Genomic DNA, 17,572 nt, shown 5'->3' on the forward strand with positions numbered 1-17,572 from the left:
GGCTCCGGCCGTGCGGGTGATTCGGCCGGTCCGGCGGGTACGGCCCGTACGGCGTGGGTCGTTGCGGTGCTGGCGGTGTTGCTGGTCGTCGCGTTGACGTCGGCGGTGTCGTTCGGGTCGGTGGACATCCCGATCGGCGAGGTGTGGTCGGTGGTCGGGCGGCGGTTGCGGGGTGAGCCGCCGCAGGCCGGTACGCGGGACTTGATCGTGTGGCAACTCCGACTGCCGCGCGCCCTGTTGGCCGCCGTGGTGGGCGCGGGCCTTGGCCTGGTCGGCGCCGCAGTGCAGGCCCTGGTGCGCAATCCGTTGGCCGATCCGTACCTGCTCGGCATCTCCTCCGGCGCCTCGCTGGGCGCGATCGCGGTGATCGTGCTCGGGGCGGGCACGGGCGGTGTGCTCGGCTGGGGCCTGTCCGCCTCGGCCTTCGCCGGCGCACTGGCGGCCTTCGCGCTGGTGTGGGCGCTGGCCCGGCGCGGCGGCGGATTCTCCCCGCTGCGCCTGGTGTTGGCCGGGATCGGCGTGGGCCAGTTCCTGTCCGGGTTCACCAGCTTCCTGGTCCTGCAGGCGGGCGACGAACAGCAGACGCGCGGCGTGCTGTTTTGGCTGATGGGCAGTCTGAGCGGCGCCCAGTGGGAGCAGTTGGCGCTGCCGACGGCCGCCGTCGGGCTCGGCCTGCTCGTGCTCCAAGCCCGCGCCCGCGCGTTGAACGCGCTCCTGATGGGCGACGAGACGGCCGCCGGGCTGGGTGTGGACGTGGCCCGGCTGCGGCGCGAACTGTTCGCGGTGACCAGCGTGTTGACCGGGGTGCTGGTCTCGGTGTCGGGGGCGATCGGCTTCGTCGGGCTGATGGTCCCGCACGTGTGCCGGTTGCTGATCGGCGGCGATCATCGTCGGTTGTTGCCGGTGTCGGCGCTGTTCGGCGCGGTGTTGCTGGTCGCGGTCGACACCCTGGCCCGAACCGCGATCGGTACTCAGGAGTTGCCGATCGGTGTGGTCACGGCCGTGATCGGCGCACCGGTGCTGCTGCTCCTGCTCGACCGACGGTTGGAGACCCGATGAGTGGCGAGGCGACGGCCGCCGCCGACGACGCGATGCGGATCACCGTCGAGGACCTGCGGGTCGTGCTGGCCGGGCGGGACATCCTGGCCGGTGTCGAACTGATCGCCGCCGCCGGGGAGATCACCGGTTTGGTCGGACCCAACGGCAGCGGAAAGTCCACCCTGCTGCGCACGGTCTACCGCCACCTGAAGCCGCAGGGCGGCCGGGTCCTGCTGGGCGAGCGCGACCTGCGGTCGATGACTCCGGCCGCGGCGGCCCGGCACGTGGCGGCACTGCCGCAGGAGCGGGAGAGCGACTTCGAGTTCACGGTGCGCGAGGTGGTCGCGATGGGCCGTACCCCGTACCAGAAGGCGTTCGCGGGGGACAGCGCCGCCGACCGCGCGGCGGTACTGATCGCGCTGGTGCAAACCGGCGTGGAGGAGCACCAGGGCCGCCGGTTCGCCACCCTGTCCGGCGGCGAACGCCAACGGGTGCTGCTGGCGCGGGCGTTGGCCCAGGAGCCGGATGTCCTGGTCCTGGACGAACCCACCAACCACCTGGACGTACGCCATCAGGTCGAACTCCTCACCCTCCTCCGGGCCCAGGACCGCACGACGCTGATCGCCCTGCACGACCTCAACGCGGCGGCCTCCGTCTGCGACCGCCTGCACGTGCTGCACGAGGGCCGGGTCCGCGCGTCGGGCACCCCGAGGGAGGTGCTGACCCCGGCCCTGCTGGCCGAGGTCTTCGGCATCAGGGCGGCCGTCCTGGACCACCCCTTGACGGGTGACCTCCTGATCGCCGTCGACCACCGGACCACGGCCCCGCCGGCGGCGATGACGGTCGAATCACCCGGCCTGCGCCGGTGACACCGGCGTGGGGGTGATGTGCAGGTGGGCGGGGCCGTTGACCAGGAGGGAGGGGACCGGGGGCGGGGGGAGCTCCGGGTGGGTCAGGGCCAGGTGGGGCAGGCGGTCGAACAACGTGGTCAGGGCCACTTCGGCTTCCAGGCGGGCCAGGTGGGCGCCCAGGCAGTAGTGCGGGCCGTGGCCGAAGGCCAGGTGGGACTTGTCGGCGCGGGTGGGGTCGAAGGTGTCGGGAGCGTTCGGATGCACGGCGGGGTCCCGGCCGGCGGCGGCGAAGCCGATGATGATCGGGTCGCCCCGGGGGATGGTGACTCCCTCGCCCAGGTCGATGTCCTCGATCGCGTAGCGCATGGGGAGGAACATGACCGGGCCGTTGTGGCGCAGGGTTTCCTCGATGATGTCGTCCCAGTCGATGGTCTTCGCCCGGAGCCGGTCCAGGTGTTCGGGGTGGGAGAGCAGCGCGTACAGGGCGCTGGTGATCAGGTTCACCGAGGTTTCGTAGCCGGCGCCGAGCATCAGGAAGAGCGAGTCGAGCAGTTCCTGACGAACGGGTGGGGTCGTGCCGGTGGTGGCGCCGGCGGTCCGGTCCTGTGTTGTGGCCAGGAGGTCGGTGGTCACGTCGAGGCCGGGGTTGCGTTGTTTGTGGTCCAGCAACTCGTTCAATCCGGCCTGGAGTTCGACCTGGTAGGCGATTGCCGTGGCGGCGTCGGCCGCGGTGTCCAGGATCGCGTCGATCGCGGCACCGAGGGTGCGGCGCATGGTGTCGGGCACGCCCAGCAGGTCGCAGATGACCGTCATGGTCAGCGGCAGGGACAACGTGCTGCGGATGTCGACGCTTTCCCCGGGCGGGACCGCGGCGATGGCCTCGACCAGGCGATCCGCGGTCGCCTGGACCTGTGGCCGCATACGTTGCACGCGGCGCGGCGCGAACGACGGGGCGACGTGGGCACGTCGGCGGCGATGGTCCTCGCCGTATCTGTTGACGAAGCCCTGCTGGAGCGCGACCGGCGCGAGTGGCCATCCGGCGGGTACGTCGGCCAGTCCCGGCCAGTGCCGACGGAAGTCGCGGGAGACTCGGGGGTCGAGCGTCAGCGCCTGGATGACGCTGTGCCGGGTGATGGCCCAGGCTTTCACGCCGCCCGGGAGTTCGATCAGCACGGCCGGGCCCCGCGCGCGCAGCGCGGCGGCTTCGGCGTGTGCGGCTCGGGCGGTGGGGTCGAGAACGGGGCATCGATGAACGGGCTCTGCCGACATGCCTGGCTCCCTTCGCGGGGAACGTCCGGGATCACCGCCGGGCCGAGTGGCACTTGGTGAAGCGGAGTTCGCGAAGCGGAGTTCGCCAAGCACACCGAATCCCCCCGGCGGTGCGTTCCTCTCTCTTCTACGCCTCGCGGCGAGGTATGACAACCGTGCGAAGGAATCGAATCGGTGCGAAACCGGCGGGAGCGATGGCGAGCGGGGCGGCCGGGAATCAGGTGAGGGTCGGGATCGCGCCGCCGTCGGTGTGGGTGAGGGCGACGCCCGGCAGGGAACGGGTCCAGCGGTCGGTGCACTTGGCGAGGTCTGCGGCGGTGGGCGGGGCGGCGCCGAGGCCGATGGCGTAGCGGGTGCCGGCGTCGAAGGGGCGGGGCCAGGCGTGGGCGTCCCGGATACCGGCCTCCTCAAGGAGTTTGAGCAACGAGCGCACGCGGCCCCGGAGTCGTCCGGTCGTCGCGGCGAACTCGTCGGGGGCGGAGGGATGTACGGTCAGGACCAGCCAGGCCGCGTGACGGCGGTGCAGCGGGGGTGGTTCGGTTGCCTCGGACCACGGGTCGGTGCCCTCGGACTCCGCGGCGGTCAGGATCTCCCACGCGCGGTACAGCTCGTCGGTCAGGAGGTCGCGACCGCCGGAGGCCACCTGTTCGGTGCAGGAGCGCACCGGGTGACTCGGTGTCAGGATCGACATCGGTGCTCCGGCGCCGACGGTGGTGGTCGGTTCCGGGTGGGTGCCGCGGTGGGAGAGGCTTACCGGGGTGCGCCAGTCCCATGCGGCCCAGCCGGCGAAGAAGTCTCGGAGCAGGTCGCCCTCGGTGGCATCGGGTGCGGCGTCGATGGTGGTTCGGGCGGCGAGTATCGACCAGGCCACGCCCGGGAGTCCGCCGAAGGGGGCGGAGTCCAGGCCGCGTGCGTGCGCCCAGGCTTTGACCTGCCGGGACAGTACGGCGAACCTCGCGTGTGCCGCGCCGACCGCGCTCAGGATCGCGTCGGCGTCGGTGACCGCGCTCAGCGCGACGGCCGCCGGTTCGCCGAGTTCGGCGCGGCGGTCCACCGCGTCGGCGGGCGGGATTCGTCCGGTGCCGACCAGTACGAGGTCGGTGGTCATGTCGCCGACGCTCAGGCGCAGTCCGGGCACGCGGGCGCCGATCACGGGACGGATGCCGTCGGCCTCGGGCAGGGCGGTGGCGACCCGGGCCGCCACCTCACCGAGGTCGATCGTGCCGGGCAGGGCCAGGACGAGGTCCAGGTCCGCGTCGGGGGCGGCGCAGGCCATCCGCCGGGAGCCGACCACGGACACCACGCCCTCGTCCAACGCCCCCGCGATGCGGCGAGCGATCCGCCGTGCGTGCGCGTCCCGTTCCGGGTCGGTGGGGAGGGACGGCCCGTGGGTGTCGGCTTTGTGGTCGGGGTGTTCCGGTAGCCACCTCAGGGTTCCCGTGCCCAGGGTCAGGACGGCCCTGGGTCGCATCGGCTCGTCGCCTCGGCGGGAGAGGAGGACCAGGGTGTCGACCCGGGCGGACGTCGGGCTCAGGTGGGCCGCGCATGTGGCCGCCGTCTGGTGGGGGTTGTCGCTGCGGCCCAGGGTCAGGTGCGGGGTGTAGGGCCTGCCGTGCGCGTGGCAGTTGGGGAAGTGGCGGGCGAAGGTCCCGTGGAGATGCGCCCACGCGTCCTCGTCGGCCGCCGCCGGGTCGAGCCAGACGGTGGCGTCCTGGCGGTGGCCGAAGGTGTGTACGCCGGACAACTGTGCCACGAATGGAGCGACTTGCGCTGCCGCGGCGGTGAGCAGCGGGGCGGCGCGGGTGAAGGCGGCCTCCGGGACGAAGCCGAAGAGGATGTTGACGTGCGGCGGCCGGCGGTCCACCTGCGGGTCGTGGGCGCGGCGGAGGGCCTGGAGGTCCGGCCACAGGTGCTTCGGGGGCAGCCAGGCCAGTGCGGTGCGTGCCGTCGGGGCCGCGTCGAGGACGGCGGTGCGGGTGTCGGCGCCGGTCACGAGGTCGGCCCGGACACCGAAGTGGTCGGAGATGTACAGGCCGTCGGGGTCGGCCTCGTCGCCTTGGAGCACGGCCGTTTCGGTGCGCCAGGTGCCCGTGCGGAGCAGGATTCGGTCCAGGCGTGCGGCGCGGCCGGTGCGGGAGCCGATGGCCGCGAGCGGGTTGACGCCCGGGTCGAAGGTGGGCGTGTGGTCGTCGGGGCCGTGTACCTGCGTCCACGCGTCGGTCAGCCCGAGCGCGGCGGCGGGGCCGGTCGGGCCCGCGGCGCCGTCGTTGAAGTCGCCGACCACGACCAGGTCGTCCGGTACGCCCGCGAACCCGTCGGCGAGCGCGGCGAGTTCGACGCGGCGGCGACCGGGCCCGTCCTGGGCGTGGTCGCTGGTCAGGTGGGTGACGGCGACGACCAGCGGCGTGGCGCCGGTGTCCACGGTGATCGCCGCCACGGCCTTGAACGGGCCCAGTACGTGTCGTCCGGCCTCGCGCACCGGCAGTCGGCTGAGCAGGACCAGTCCGCTGTCGGCGATGTCCCGGCCGGCGGGATCGGTGTCCATCGTGTACGCCGCGCGCAGCCACGGCTCGGCGGTGAGCAGCGCGATCAGGTCGGGTTCGACCTCCTGGAGCGCGATCACGTCCGCGTCGGCCGCCGCCAGCGCGGTGAGCAGGCGTGGTCGGCGGCGGGCGGTGTCGATGCGGTCGGCGTCGTAGCGGTCCCAGAGGGTGTTCCAGGTCAGCACACGGATGCGGGCGGGGGCACCGGGATTGGGCGCGGCTGTTGATGTCGCCGGGGTTGTCGGTGCGGGCACGGGCAGCCAGCGGCCCTTGGCCGGGTCGAACGCGTACGGTTCGCGTGCGGTGAAGAAGGGTGCGCGCAGGCGGCGCGGGTCGTGTGCGCGGCCGACGGTGCAGGTGTCGATCCGGTCCACACGTTCGGCCCGATCCCACACCACCTCGCCGTCCGCCTCGATGCGCAACACCCGATGCCACGGGATGTCCCCGCCGGGGACGAACGCGGGCAGCGCGATGCGTTTCGGCTCGGCGCCGCGTCGGCTGACCGCCAGGACGAAGCGGGCCGGGTCGAATCGGGGATCCCAGCGCACCCGGTGGTAGATCTCCTCGCTGGTACGCATCACGCCTCCTCCGCGTCCAGGGAGCCGGCGACGTCGTCGACGGTGCCGCCGGCACCGATGTACCGGGTCCGGCTCGCCTGTCCGGGGTAGGGCGGGGCGAACCGGCGTCCCTGCGCGGCGAGTACGGCCGGCGGGATCGGGTGTTCGCGCGTGGCGTTGCGAGCGGTCAGCTCGTCCTCGCCGACCAGCACGATGGTGTGTGTGGTCAGCGCGTTGCGGCGGTGCGCGATGGCGGACACCGCGGTCCGTTGCGGGCCGGTGAGCGAGGTGGCGTCCCAGACCACCGTACCCCCGGCGGCGAGCGCGGCGTCGAGGCGATCCAGACCCTCGCGCAACACGTCGCCGTTGGCCCGCTGGTCGGCCCGGGCGCCGCGGGCCTCGCGCAGGTCGTCGAGGGCGATGTGGGCGGCGACGTCGGGGAGTCGGCGGGCGTAGGTGCTCTTGCCGCTGCCCGAGCGGCCGATCAGGTGCACCAGCCGGGGGAAGTCCCCGGACCAGTGCCGGCGGGTCGCCTCGGGCGGCATGGTCCAGCCCTTGGCGTGGGCGTCGCGCAGTTCGGCCCAGCAGCGGTCGGCCACGTCCGGCGGCAGGTCGGCGAACGCGGCGCGGGCCCGGGCCCGCAGCGGCGCCAGGGGGGCCTCGTCGCTGAGGCCGGCGTCGGCGGCGAGCAGGGTCGACCACTCGACCCGCTCGTATTCCGCGGCGGCGTCCGCCGGGGCGGTGTCGGGGTCGGTCCGGGCGGCTGCCACGGCACCGGCGACCGCGTGCAGCACGCCCAGGTCGGCGGCGACCGCCAACCTGGCCAGCCCGCGCGGGCGTTCGTCGTCCGGGAACGGGCGGCGCAGCAGGGCCTGGAGGCCGACCAGGTCGGCGATCCGGCGGGCCGCGGGCATGCCGAGCGCCGATGCCGATTCGGCGGCGAGCGCGGCGCGGGGCTCGGTGTGCAGGGCGGCGGCGAGTACGCCGGTCAGTCGCGCGTCGCCGGAGCGGCCCAGGACGTCGACGCGGGCGCAGGCGTCGGCCGCCAACTCGACGATGGCGGGGGTGGGTTCGTCCCGACCCAGGAGGCGGAACAGGGCGGGGAGGTCGGGCTCGGCGCCGGAACGCACGTCCCAGAGCGCGGCGTTCGGGCCGAGGCCGTTGGGGATCACCGCGGCGTGCATCCAGTGCGTGTCGGTCTGCACGTGGCCGCGGCGCACCCACTTGGCCACTCGGCGGCCGAACTCGGCGCGGGGGAAACCCTCGACGGAGCGTACGACGAAGCCCTCCTGCCGCGCGGGGTCGAGCCGGATCGCACGCAACGCGCGTTCGTCGAACACGCCGCGCCACAACACCGGCGGGGTCGGTATGCCCAGACGGCGCAGGAAACGCGTGCTCTCGTCCCAGCCCAGGCAGTCGTCGCCGGCCCAGACCGAGAAGCCGTAGAACCAACTCGCCAGCGTGTCGTAGCCGATCGAGTGGTGTGCGTACATGTTCTCCCCGCACACCCGCCACCCGGCCGGGATCCGCGCGCCGATCCGCCCCTGGAGTCCCTTGACCCAGGTGCGGGAGGGGTGGTGCTGCGAGTCGAGCGAGCGCGCGTGGAGCCCGTCGGAGTAGAGCGTGGTGTTCTCGCCGTCGAGCTTCTCGGTGACCACGACCTCGAGGCCGCGGAGCGCGGACAGATCGCCCGACCGGATGTCGTCGGCGCCGGCGCCCGGGGACCAGGGGACGTGCGGGGTGCGGGGATAGTGCGTACGCATGTCCCCTCCGCTTCTGATCCCCGGGCCCGATCCGGTCTCGAGCCTTGCGGGAGCCTCGGTCACTGTAGGAGGAGGGGCGGGGTGGGGCCATCGAATTTCGGCCGGGTGGGGGTGGGTGGCACGGGGCGGTCGGCACGGGGCGCGGGGCGCCGGGGCGTGGGGATGACGGCTGACGGCTTACGGCTTTCCGACCGACGTGAGGAGCTTTTCGGATTCGGAGATCGCGGCGGCTGCGGTCTTGCCTCGGTGCTGGGACATGACCGCGCCGATGATCAGGTGCTTGCGGCCGTTGAGTTGGCGTTCGGCGGCGAAGACCAGGTTGGCGCCGGCGGGGGTGGTGAAGCCGGTTTTGCCGGCTACCACGCCGTCCCGGCCCAGGAGCGAGTTCCCGTTGGGCTTGGTGGCTCGGGCGGAGTCGGTGTAGGAGGGGACGCCGGCGATCGAGGCGAAGCCCGGGTCGCGCATGGCCGCGCCGAACAGCTTGACCTGGTCGGCGGCGGTGCTCACGGTGGCGGGGTCGTAGCCGCTGGGGTCGGTGTACGTGGTGTTCGTCATGCCCAACTCGCGGGCGGTGCGGTTCATTCGGGCCACGAACGCCGCGTCGCCGCCGTCGACCCAGCGGGCGATCTCGTGGGCGATGTTGTTCGCCGACACCACCATCAGCGCCTCCAGGGCCCGGCGTTGGGTGAAGGTCTCGCCCGCCGTGATCGGGGTCAGGCTCTCCGAGCGACGCAGCCGGTCGGCGGAGCGGGCGGCCTCCTCGGCGGAGATGGTGAAGGACGGTCCCGAGCTGCCGGCCGCGAGCGGCTTGGCCTTGAGGAAGACGTACGCCGTCATCACCTTGGCCACGCTCGCGGTCGGCGTCGGCTTGGCGGTGCCGGAGGTGAGGGGCGTGCGGGCGCCGTCCACGGACAGCGCCGCTTGGCCGTCCTTGGGCCAATCGGGTTGGAGCGTGAGGTCGCCGTCGGTGGCGGAGACGGTCGCGGTCACCGGGGCGGTACGCGTGGCCGGCCCGGAATCGTCCGCACAACCCGCGACCAGCGCGAGCAACGCCCCGACGACCAGCGCGGCCGGCCCTCGCAACGACCGACGTCGACCGGCGAGAGCGGCGCGGCGCTTCGCGGAGGCGCGACGGCCGGGGCCGGGGCCGGTGGCGGTGGCGGGGGCGATGGCGGCGGATCCGGCGGCGGCGCGGGCGGCGGCCGGATCGGCGGCGGGGGCCGAGACGAGGGCGGCGGTGACCTGGACCGACGTCGGAGCCGAACCCGCGACGTGGTCGGTGACACGGGTGGCGGCGGCCGGGACCCGGGCGGGCCCGGAGTCCCCGGCTCGGTGGGCCCTGGTGTCGCTGGGCACGGCGGCGGCCTTGGTGGTTTTCGGGGTGGTCGCCCGCGTGGTGGCGACGTCGTAAGGCTTCATGGGATCGACCATGGCGACCTCGGATGACCGCATTCGGCCGGGAACAAGACCGTTGTGTCACAACCCGCGCGATCGGCCGGTGGTGCGGGATTCGGGGCCGGGGGCTGTTCGATACTGACCCAATGGTTCGTGTGCTCTTGATCGAAGACGACCCCGCCGTGGCCGAGGGGTTGGCCCTCGGGCTGCGCCGACAGGGCTACACCGCCCAGGTGCGGCACAGCGGCGAGGAGGGGCTGGCCGGGGTGGCCGAATTCGATCCCGACCTCGTCGTGCTGGACGTGATGCTGCCCGGCATCGACGGCTTCGAGGTGTGCCGGCGGATCCGGCGGGCCGGCACGCTGCCGGTGATCATGTTGACCGCGCGCGACGAGGACATGGACATCGTGGTGGGTCTGGAAGCCGGCGCCGACGACTACGTGGTCAAGCCCGTGCAGTCCCGGGTCCTGGAGGCGCGGATCCGGGCGGTACTGCGGCGCGCCGACTCGGCCACGCCCGCCGGTCGCCGGGAGGTGCACGGCGACCTGACCCTGGACCGCACCGCGCTGACCGTGTCCAAGGGCGGCCGGCCGATCCCCCTCGCCCCCTCCGAACTGCGGCTGCTCCTGGCGCTGTCCGCCGCCCCCGGCCGGGTGTTCAGCCGGGGCCAACTGCTCGAAGCGGTCTGGGAACACCCGTACCTGGGCGACAGCCGACTGGTGGACGCGTGTGTCAAACGGCTGCGGATCAAGATCGAGGACGCGGAGCGGCCCGCCCGATACATCCAGACCGTGCGCGGCTTCGGCTATCGGTTCGGCCCGCTGTGAGTGGGTCCGGTGGTGGGCTGCGCGGGCTGCGTGCCACGCCGCGTGCCGTACTGCGCGGGCTGCGCGGCCTGCGGGTGCGGCTGGCGGCGGCCTGTCTGCTGGTGGCCATGTTCGCCGCGCTGACGACGGCCGCGCTGACCTACCGTGAGGCGCGCGGCGCGATGTTGCAGCGGGCCCAGGACTCGACGGTGCACTCGGTACGCGACCGGGTCCAGACCGTCGCGCGGTTGACGCCGTACCCGCCCGACCAGGCCGCGCTGGAGCGGATCGCCGCACTCGTGGACCCCCGCACCCGCACCGACCACTGGGCGGTGGCGGTCGGATATCGGGACATGTGGGCGACGACCACTCGCGACTTCGGGCCGAGCCAGATCCCCACCGAACTGCGGGGCACCGTCGCCGGGCGCACCGCGACCGCCTTCCAACGGGTGCGCCGCAACGGACGGGTGCTGCTCGCGGTCGGTGTGCCGATCGCCTTCAGTGGCACGGGCCGGACCACCGCCTCCGGGGTGGAGGTCTACGTGATGACGCCGATGCAGACCCAGGTGGAGGAGGAGGCCGCCCTGGTCCGCGCCGCACGCAACGGCGCCATCCCCGCGGTGCTGGCCGCGCTGGTCCTGGCGCTGATCGTCGCGGGCGGCGTGCTGCGCCCGGTCCGGGCCCTACAGCGGGCCACCCGGCGACTGGCCCGGGGCCGCCTGGACACCCGCCTCCAGGTCAAGGGCGGGGACGAACTCGCGGAGCTGGCCCAGGACTTCAACCACACCGCGGCGGCGCTGGAGGAACACGACGCGCGGCTGCGCAGACTGGAGGCGCGGGCCCGGGCGTTCGCCGCGGACGTCTCGCACGAACTGCGCACCCCGCTGGCCGCGATGACCGCGGTGACCGACGTACTGGACGAGGACGCCGCGGCCGAACACCTGGACCCCGACACGGCCGCGGCACTGCGACTGATCTCTTCGGAGACCGGCAAGCTCACCCGGCTGGTCGACGACCTGATGGAGATCTCCCGCTTCGACGCGCGCGCCGCCGCGCTGCACGTGGACGAGTTGGACATGGCGGAGGCGGTCCGCCGCTGCCTGGCCGCGCGGGGGTGGCGGGACGCGGTGACGACCCGGCTGCCGGAGGGGATCCGGGCCGAGGTCGACCCGCGGCGGCTGGACGTGGTGGTGGCCAACCTGGTCGGCAACGCGCTGCGTCACGGTGCGCCGCCGGTGGAGGTGGCGCTGGCGGCCGAGCGGCGCGACGACGGCGACTGGGTCGTACTCACCGTCGCCGACCGGGGTCCCGGACTCGCCGCGGAAACCCTGGATCGGGTCTTCGAGCGTTTCTTCAAGGCCGATGCGGCGCGCACCCGTTCGTCCGGCAGCGGCCTGGGCATGGCGATCACGCTGGAGAACGTCCGGCTGCACGACGGACTCATCCGGGCGGCGAACCGCCCCGACGGAGGTGCGGAGTTCACGGTGGAACTGCCCCGCCATGCCCGCGTCGGCACCGAAGGTCGGGAGGACGGATGAGGGTGCGGCAGCTGCGGAGGCGGATGGGGACGAAGCACGGGAACGGGGACGCCCGACTGCGACTGCCGTTCCTGGCGGCGGTGTTGCTCGCGGTCGGGTCCGGCTGCGGGATTCCGGCCACCGGCGCGATCGAGGCGGGTCAGCCGGCCGACGGCATCATTCCGCCCGCCGACGCGAACCATCCGAGTGGGGTGTACGTGTACATGGTCGACGCCCACCGGGTCGTCCCCGAGTTGCGCACCTCGTCCGGCGGCGACAGTCCGCAGGCCGCGATCGACCTGCTGCTCGCGGGGCCGACGCGCGAGGAGACGCTGACGGGTGTGAGTACGGCGATCCCGGTGGGGGTCGGCCCCGCGCGGGTGACGGTGGTCGAGTACGGCACGCTCCGGGTGGAGCTGGCCGGCGCGAGTCCGCTCGGCGAGACCGCGCTGGAGCAGGTGATCTGTACCGCCGCGACCGCCGGCAGCCGCAACCTCCCCGGCGGCGGCTCGGGCGCGGTCTCGGTGATCACCCCCGTCCAGCGCGCCGAGAACCGGGCCTGCCCGACCTCGCTCGTCGGTACCTCCGGCGGCTCCGGAAGCGCGCTCCCGCCTCGTCGGCCCGGCTCGGGGCCGGAGACCGCCGAGCAGGTGGCCCCCGGCCGCCTTCCGCCCGTCCCGCCGGCCGACTGATCGAAGGGGCCGTGGTGGGCTGCGGGGGTATCCGGCGCCGACTCGAGGCAAGAATCAACGCGCGTAGATACTGTTGGGGTCGAAAATAATAGGAGTAGGCTCCGAAATTGGAGTCGACTTTCAAAAGAGTGTCTGCTCCCAGGGTGAGTCGAGCCTCGACAAGGGAGCAGCGCATGGGCGCGCCGGGAATGGTGGGCGAGGCGGGGACGGCGGCGGTGGGCGCGGTCGGTGTCGGGCGCCGCAGGTGGTGGGCGTTGGCCGCGTTGAGTCTGGCCATGTTGGCGGTGGGGCTGGATGGCACCGTGCTGAGTGTGGCCCTGCCGAGGTTGGCGGGGGATCTGGAGGCGACGGCTTCGGATTTGCAGTGGTTCTCGTCCTCGTACCTGCTGTTCCTGGCGGCGGCGATGTTGCCGATGGGGCTGCTCGGCGATCGGCTGGGGCACAAGCGGGTGTTGGTCGTCTCGCTGTCGTTGTTCGCGCTGTCGTCGGCGGGGTGTGCGTACGCCATGACGCCCGGGTGGTTCATCGCGGCGCGTGCGGTGCTCGGGGTGGCCGGCGCGGGGATCGTGGTGATGGCGTTGTCGGCGTTGACGGTGTTGTTCCCGGTGGACGAGCGGCCGCGGGCCGTGGGGGTGTGGTCGGCGGCGAACTTCCTTGCGCTGCCGCTGGGTCCGCTGCTCGGCGGGTGGATGCTGACGCATCTGTGGTGGGGGTGGGTGTTCCTGATCAACGTGCCGGTCGCGTTGGTGGGTGTGGCGGTGGTGTCGGTATTGGTTCCGGGGACGGGGACGGGGACGGGGACGGCGGCGGAGGCCGCCGTGGGGCGTCGGTCGCGGCCGGATCCGGTCGGGGTGTTGTTGTCCACCGGTGGATTGGCGTGTGTGACCCTCGGGTTGATTCGGGCTGGGGAGCACGGCTGGGACGACGCTTGGGCCTGGGGGTCGATCGGCGGCGGCCTGGTGCTGCTCGCCGCGTTCGGGCGATATGAGCATCGGCTCGGGTGTCGGCGCGGTGGGCAACCCCTTCTGGATCTGCGGGTATTCGCGTCGAGGTCGTACACGTGGGGTGTGGTGCTGATCGGTATCGCGGTGTTCGCGAACATCGGAGTGTTGTTCACGATGCCGCAGTACTTCCAGGCGGTGCGGGGCACCGACGCGATGGGTTCGGGGGCGCGGTTGTTGCCGATCATCGGCGGGTTGGTGATCGGGGCGGTGCCGGCGGATCGGGTGGCCCGGGTATTGGGGGTCAAGGTCGCGGTGGCGGTCGGGTTCGTGCTGATGGCGGCGGGGCTGCTGATGGGCGGGGCGACGGGTGTGCGGTCGAGTACGTGGTTCGTCGCGTTGTGGATGGGGCTGAGCGGGGCGGGGATGGGGCTGGCGATGGCGACGTCGACATCCGCCGCGCTGTCGGAGGTGTCGGAGGGGCGCAGCGGGGTGGAGGCCGCGGTGTTGCAGGCGGCGAACAAGGTGGGTGCGCCGTTCGGTTCGGCGATTTTGGGCAGTGTGGCGCTGACCGGGTATCGGGATCGGCTGCGGGTTCCGGATCTGTCCGCCGCCGACCTGCACACCGCCCGTTCCGGGGTGTTCGGCGGCGCGGAGGTCGCGGGCAGGGTCGGCTCGGCGCCGATGTCGGCCTCGGTGCGGGGGGCGTTCGTGCACGGGATGGATCTGGCCCTGCTCGTGTCGGGCGGCGTCGCGGTGCTCGGGTTGATCGTCGCGCTCGTGTTCATGCCGGGGGCGGGGCGGCGGGGTGGCGGGGTCTGGTGGAGGCGACGCGGTGTGGTTGATTCGGCGCCGGGATCCCAACCGGTCGGCGCGGAGGGGTGATTGGCGACCCCGGGTCGAGTAGGGGGCGGTCGGACCCGGGGTAAGGGCCGGGTCAGGGGTTCCCCCGGTCGTGGTCGGGTTCATACGCTGGCCGAGCCAACCGGTTGACCGCCGGGTCGTCGTGCCCAGCGACGGCCCGGCAAGCCACGACCGGAGCGCGGGGGGTCGCGTCGGCCGCCGGAGGGGATCCGGGAGCGCCGTACGCGCCGGGTCACCGTACGCACCGGATCACCGTCCGCGAACTCCCGTCGAATCGGCAGGGGTTCGCGGACGCACGGTTCGGCGCCATCGCCGAAGGGAGCCGCGCCATGCATGTGTCGCGCCGGGACGAGGTCGAGGGGTTTGCCGGGGCCGAAGGGTTGGCGGGGGGTGGGGAGTCCGCCGAGGCCGAAGACCTCGCCGGAGACGAGGGGTTCGCCGAGGTCGCGGCGGGGCTGATCGCCCGGCACTGGGGAGGAGCCGCCGCCGCGCCGACGGGAGATCTGGATCGCCTGTGGGAAATGGGCGCCGGGCACGGCTGGTTCGACCTCGGGCGCGAGGACGATCTCGCCGCCTCGATCACGCTGGCCCGGGTGCTCGGTCGGGCCGCGTGTCCGTTGCCGGTGTCGGCGGGATTCGTCGCGGCACGGTTGTTCGCCGAACATGTCGGGCTGGCCACGGCGATCGGCGACGGCGGCGTCCGGGTGGCGACGGCGTTGCCGGGTGATCCGGGGATGCCGGGGGCCGGTTGCCTGGTCGAGGCGGGCGACGTGGCCAGCCATGTCCTACAACTGCCGCCCGGCGGTGGGCAGATGGGGCTGCATCGGATCGAGGCGGTCGACCCGGTCGAGGACTTGGCGGTGCCGGGGTGGACCCGGGCCCGCCTCGGCTCGGCGCTGGCCTACCTCGAACTCTCCGCCGCCGAGGCCGATCGTGCGGTGACGGTGCTGCGGCTCGGCTGGGCCGCACGGGCGCTCGGCGCCGCGGAACGGGTGGCGGGGGCGGCGCTCGCGCACGCCAGGGTGCGTACTCGGGCCGGCGAGCCGGTGGGTGCGTTTGCCGCGGTGCGGCAGCGGGCCGATCGTATGGAACTGGGCGCGGGCGATCTGTTGATCGCCGACGCGGTGCGGCGCTATGCGGAGGGCGCGGGTGATTGGGCGATCGCCGCCGAGTTGGCCGTCGCGCAGATCCGGCGGGTCGCGCCGCGTGTACGGTTCGGCGCACACCATGAGCCGGCCGTGGCCGGCTGCTCCGACGAACACGAGACGCCGTGGTTGTTCCATCGGGTACGGGCCGACCTGGCCTGCCTGCGCGCGTTCGCGGCGCCCGGCGGGGACGCGGCGGATCGGCTGCTGGAGGAGACCCCGGGTGGCGACACCGCGGCGGGCGCCGCCGTGCACGGGACAGGTGTTCGTACGTCCGCCCTGCCGGACCCGTGGCTGGGTCCGGACGGCGAGGCCGTGCGGGAGGCGTGCCGCAAGGTGGCATCGGGGCGGTGGGGGCCGACGGCGTCGGCGGCGGGGCCGGGATCGGAGGGGGTGCCGGACACGGGTTCGGGATCGGAGCGGGGGGCGGAATCGGAGCGGGAACCGGGAGCGGAGGCGGAATTGGAATCGCAATCGGAATCGGAACCGCAATCGACTTCGCGACGGGAGACGGGGCCGGGGTCGCAGCAGAGGCCGGAGGCCGCGAACGCGGCGGCGTACTCGTCGGGTTCGGCAGCACCGCCGCCGTTGCCCGCCTCCGCGCCCGTCTCGGAGGAGCCCGCCCCCGCGCCCGCCTCGGACGGACGGGCCGCGCTCACGTCCACCGCGTCTGAGGTTGCCGGGCCCGGCTCGGCCACGCGTGCCTCCGCTGCGCCCGTGACCACCGCGCCCATGTCCGTCTCGCCCACCTTGGCCGCGCCAACGGCCGCCCCGGGTGCCCCCGTCTCGGCCGTGCCCGCGTCTGCCTCGGGCGTGTCCGGCGCGTCCACGCCCGCCGTGTCCACGTCCGCCGCGTCTGCGTCTGCCGGGCCCGGCTCGGCCACGCCCGCCTTCGCTGCGCCGATGTCCGCCTCGCCTACCTTGGCCGCGCCCGCGCCCGCGCCCACCATGCCTGCGTGCGCTGGGCCCGTCTCGGTTGCCGTTTCCGCTGCGCCCACGTCCGACTCGGCTGCGGCTGTTTCCGGGCGGGGGGCTGTCGTGCGGTCCGATTTCGGGCGGGTTGGCGGGGCCTGTTTCGTTGCCTCGCCGGATGGTGACGGCGTTGATGATCCCGCGGTCGTGGCAGAGGCTGCCGGGCATGGGTGGTTTGCGCTCGGGTGGTCGGGGGCGCACGGTGGGGGCGGGGGAACTCCCGCCGAGCGGTTCGCGCTTCGGCAGGAGGTCTGCCGGCTTCGGCTGCCGATCCTGGACGCGCTGACCACCGCGACCGTGTTCGGCCCGGCGATCGCCCGGTACGGCTCGGCGGAGCAGCGGGCGCGGCTGTTGCCGGCGTTGCGGGAGGGCACGATTCGGATCGCGTTGGGATACCGGTGGTCCGAGGCCGACTTCGATCCGGCCGCGGTGCGGGCGAGTGCGGTCCGTACCGGTGCCGGCGAGCGGGACGACTGGATCCTCACCGGCGCGCGGATATGGACGGCCGACGCACATCGCGCCGACCGGATGTGGCTGGTGGCCCGTACCGACGCCGACGTCGAGTCGCCGCGTGCCGGGCTCACCGTCTTTCTGGTGCCCACCGACGCGCCGGGCGTACTGCTGCGACCGCATCGGTCGCCGGCAGGCGAGAGGGGGTGCATCGTGTTGCTCGACGAGGTCCGGGTATCCGACTCGGCCAGGATCGGTGCCGTGGGCGGTGGTTGGGCGCCGGTCGCCGAGACGTTCGCCGCCGAGCCGATCCTGCTCGGCGACGTCGCGGCCACGTTGCATCGTCGCCTGACGGACCTGATCGGACTGCTGCGTGCGGGCGCCGGGACACGGCCCGTGGCGGGTGCTCGTGGGTCCGCGGCCCGAGCCGCGGTGGCCGAACTGGCCGTGCGGACCCAGGCCGTGCGGCTCCTGGCCGCCGCGGCGGCGGTACCCGCGCCGGGCGGCCGGGCGGAGCATCCGCGTCTGCACGCCTCGGCGGCTCGGGTACTCGGTGCCGAACTGGCCGCCGACTTCGGCCCGATCGGCCTCGAACTCCTCGGCCCCGCAGCGGTCCTGGGCGCCGGCGCCCCGGGCGCACCGGGAGCCGGAGGCTTCGAGCCGGAACTGTGGCCCGCCCCGCCCTACACCCCGGCCGGCGACACCGACGACCTGCACCACGACCTACTGGCCCACTCCCTCGGCCTACCTGCCCGTGTGTGACACGTTC

The 17,572-nt window shown here is 73.6% G+C and carries 11 protein-coding genes; 7 read left to right on the plus strand and 4 right to left on the minus strand.

The genetic code is table 11. The annotated features are described in order from the left end of the window. Positions 1–66 precede the first annotated feature (66 nt). Both ACWGR4_RS25695 and ACWGR4_RS25700 read left to right on the plus strand, forming a co-directional pair. Complete coding sequence (locus tag ACWGR4_RS25695; protein WP_452130373.1) at positions 67–1,059, plus strand: FecCD family ABC transporter permease; 993 nt, start codon at positions 67–69, stop codon at positions 1,057–1,059. A 32-nt stretch (positions 1,060–1,091) separates the two neighbouring features. Then, positions 1,092–1,907: an ABC transporter ATP-binding protein gene (locus ACWGR4_RS25700; RefSeq protein ID WP_380003894.1), complete on the plus strand. Its 816-nt coding sequence runs from the start codon at positions 1,092–1,094 to the stop codon at positions 1,905–1,907. Here the strand turns inward: ACWGR4_RS25700 and ACWGR4_RS25705 are convergent. The 4 genes from ACWGR4_RS25705 to ACWGR4_RS25720 all read right to left on the minus strand — a co-directional run bounded on the left by ACWGR4_RS25705 (position 1,887) and on the right by ACWGR4_RS25720 (position 9,440). After that, complete coding sequence (locus ACWGR4_RS25705) at positions 1,887–3,158, minus strand: cytochrome P450 family protein (RefSeq protein WP_380003748.1); 1,272 nt, start codon at positions 3,156–3,158, stop codon at positions 1,887–1,889. The genes ACWGR4_RS25700 and ACWGR4_RS25705 overlap by 21 nt on opposite strands. 217 nt (positions 3,159–3,375) lie before the next feature. Further along, positions 3,376–6,279 (minus strand): poly(A) polymerase, encoded by a 2,904-nt coding sequence (locus ACWGR4_RS25710; protein ID WP_452130362.1) that lies wholly within the window; start codon positions 6,277–6,279, stop codon positions 3,376–3,378. After that, positions 6,279–8,021, minus strand: coding sequence for an RNA ligase family protein (locus ACWGR4_RS25715; RefSeq protein WP_452130363.1), 1,743 nt, complete (start codon positions 8,019–8,021; stop codon positions 6,279–6,281). Before ACWGR4_RS25715 ends, ACWGR4_RS25710 begins: the two co-directional genes overlap by 1 nt. A 177-nt stretch (positions 8,022–8,198) precedes the next feature. Beyond that, complete coding sequence (locus tag ACWGR4_RS25720; RefSeq protein WP_452130364.1) at positions 8,199–9,440, minus strand: D-alanyl-D-alanine carboxypeptidase family protein; 1,242 nt, start codon at positions 9,438–9,440, stop codon at positions 8,199–8,201. 122 nt (positions 9,441–9,562) lie between these two features. Here ACWGR4_RS25720 and ACWGR4_RS25725 point away from each other — a divergent pair, with 122 nt between their 5' ends. From ACWGR4_RS25725 to ACWGR4_RS25745, 5 genes are all read left to right on the plus strand, one after another. Next, positions 9,563–10,243, plus strand: a complete 681-nt coding sequence (locus ACWGR4_RS25725) for a response regulator (protein ID WP_452130365.1) — start codon at positions 9,563–9,565, stop codon at positions 10,241–10,243. Beyond that, positions 10,240–11,760, plus strand: a complete 1,521-nt coding sequence (locus ACWGR4_RS25730; protein ID WP_452130366.1) for an ATP-binding protein — start codon at positions 10,240–10,242, stop codon at positions 11,758–11,760. The genes ACWGR4_RS25725 and ACWGR4_RS25730 overlap by 4 nt, the downstream gene beginning before the upstream one ends. A 23-nt stretch (positions 11,761–11,783) precedes the next feature. Further along, the gene (locus ACWGR4_RS25735) at positions 11,784–12,431 is read left to right on the plus strand and encodes a GerMN domain-containing protein (protein ID WP_452130367.1); all 648 of its coding nucleotides are present in this window, start codon (positions 11,784–11,786) and stop codon (positions 12,429–12,431) included. 173 nt (positions 12,432–12,604) lie between these two features. Next, positions 12,605–14,257, plus strand: coding sequence for an MFS transporter (locus tag ACWGR4_RS25740; RefSeq protein ID WP_452130368.1), 1,653 nt, complete (start codon positions 12,605–12,607; stop codon positions 14,255–14,257). Between the two features lie 308 nt (positions 14,258–14,565). After that, positions 14,566–17,565, plus strand: coding sequence for an acyl-CoA dehydrogenase family protein (locus ACWGR4_RS25745; protein ID WP_452130369.1), 3,000 nt, complete (start codon positions 14,566–14,568; stop codon positions 17,563–17,565). Positions 17,566–17,572: the final 7 nt, after the last annotated feature.

This window comes from Embleya sp. NPDC055664 (assembly GCF_053618075.1).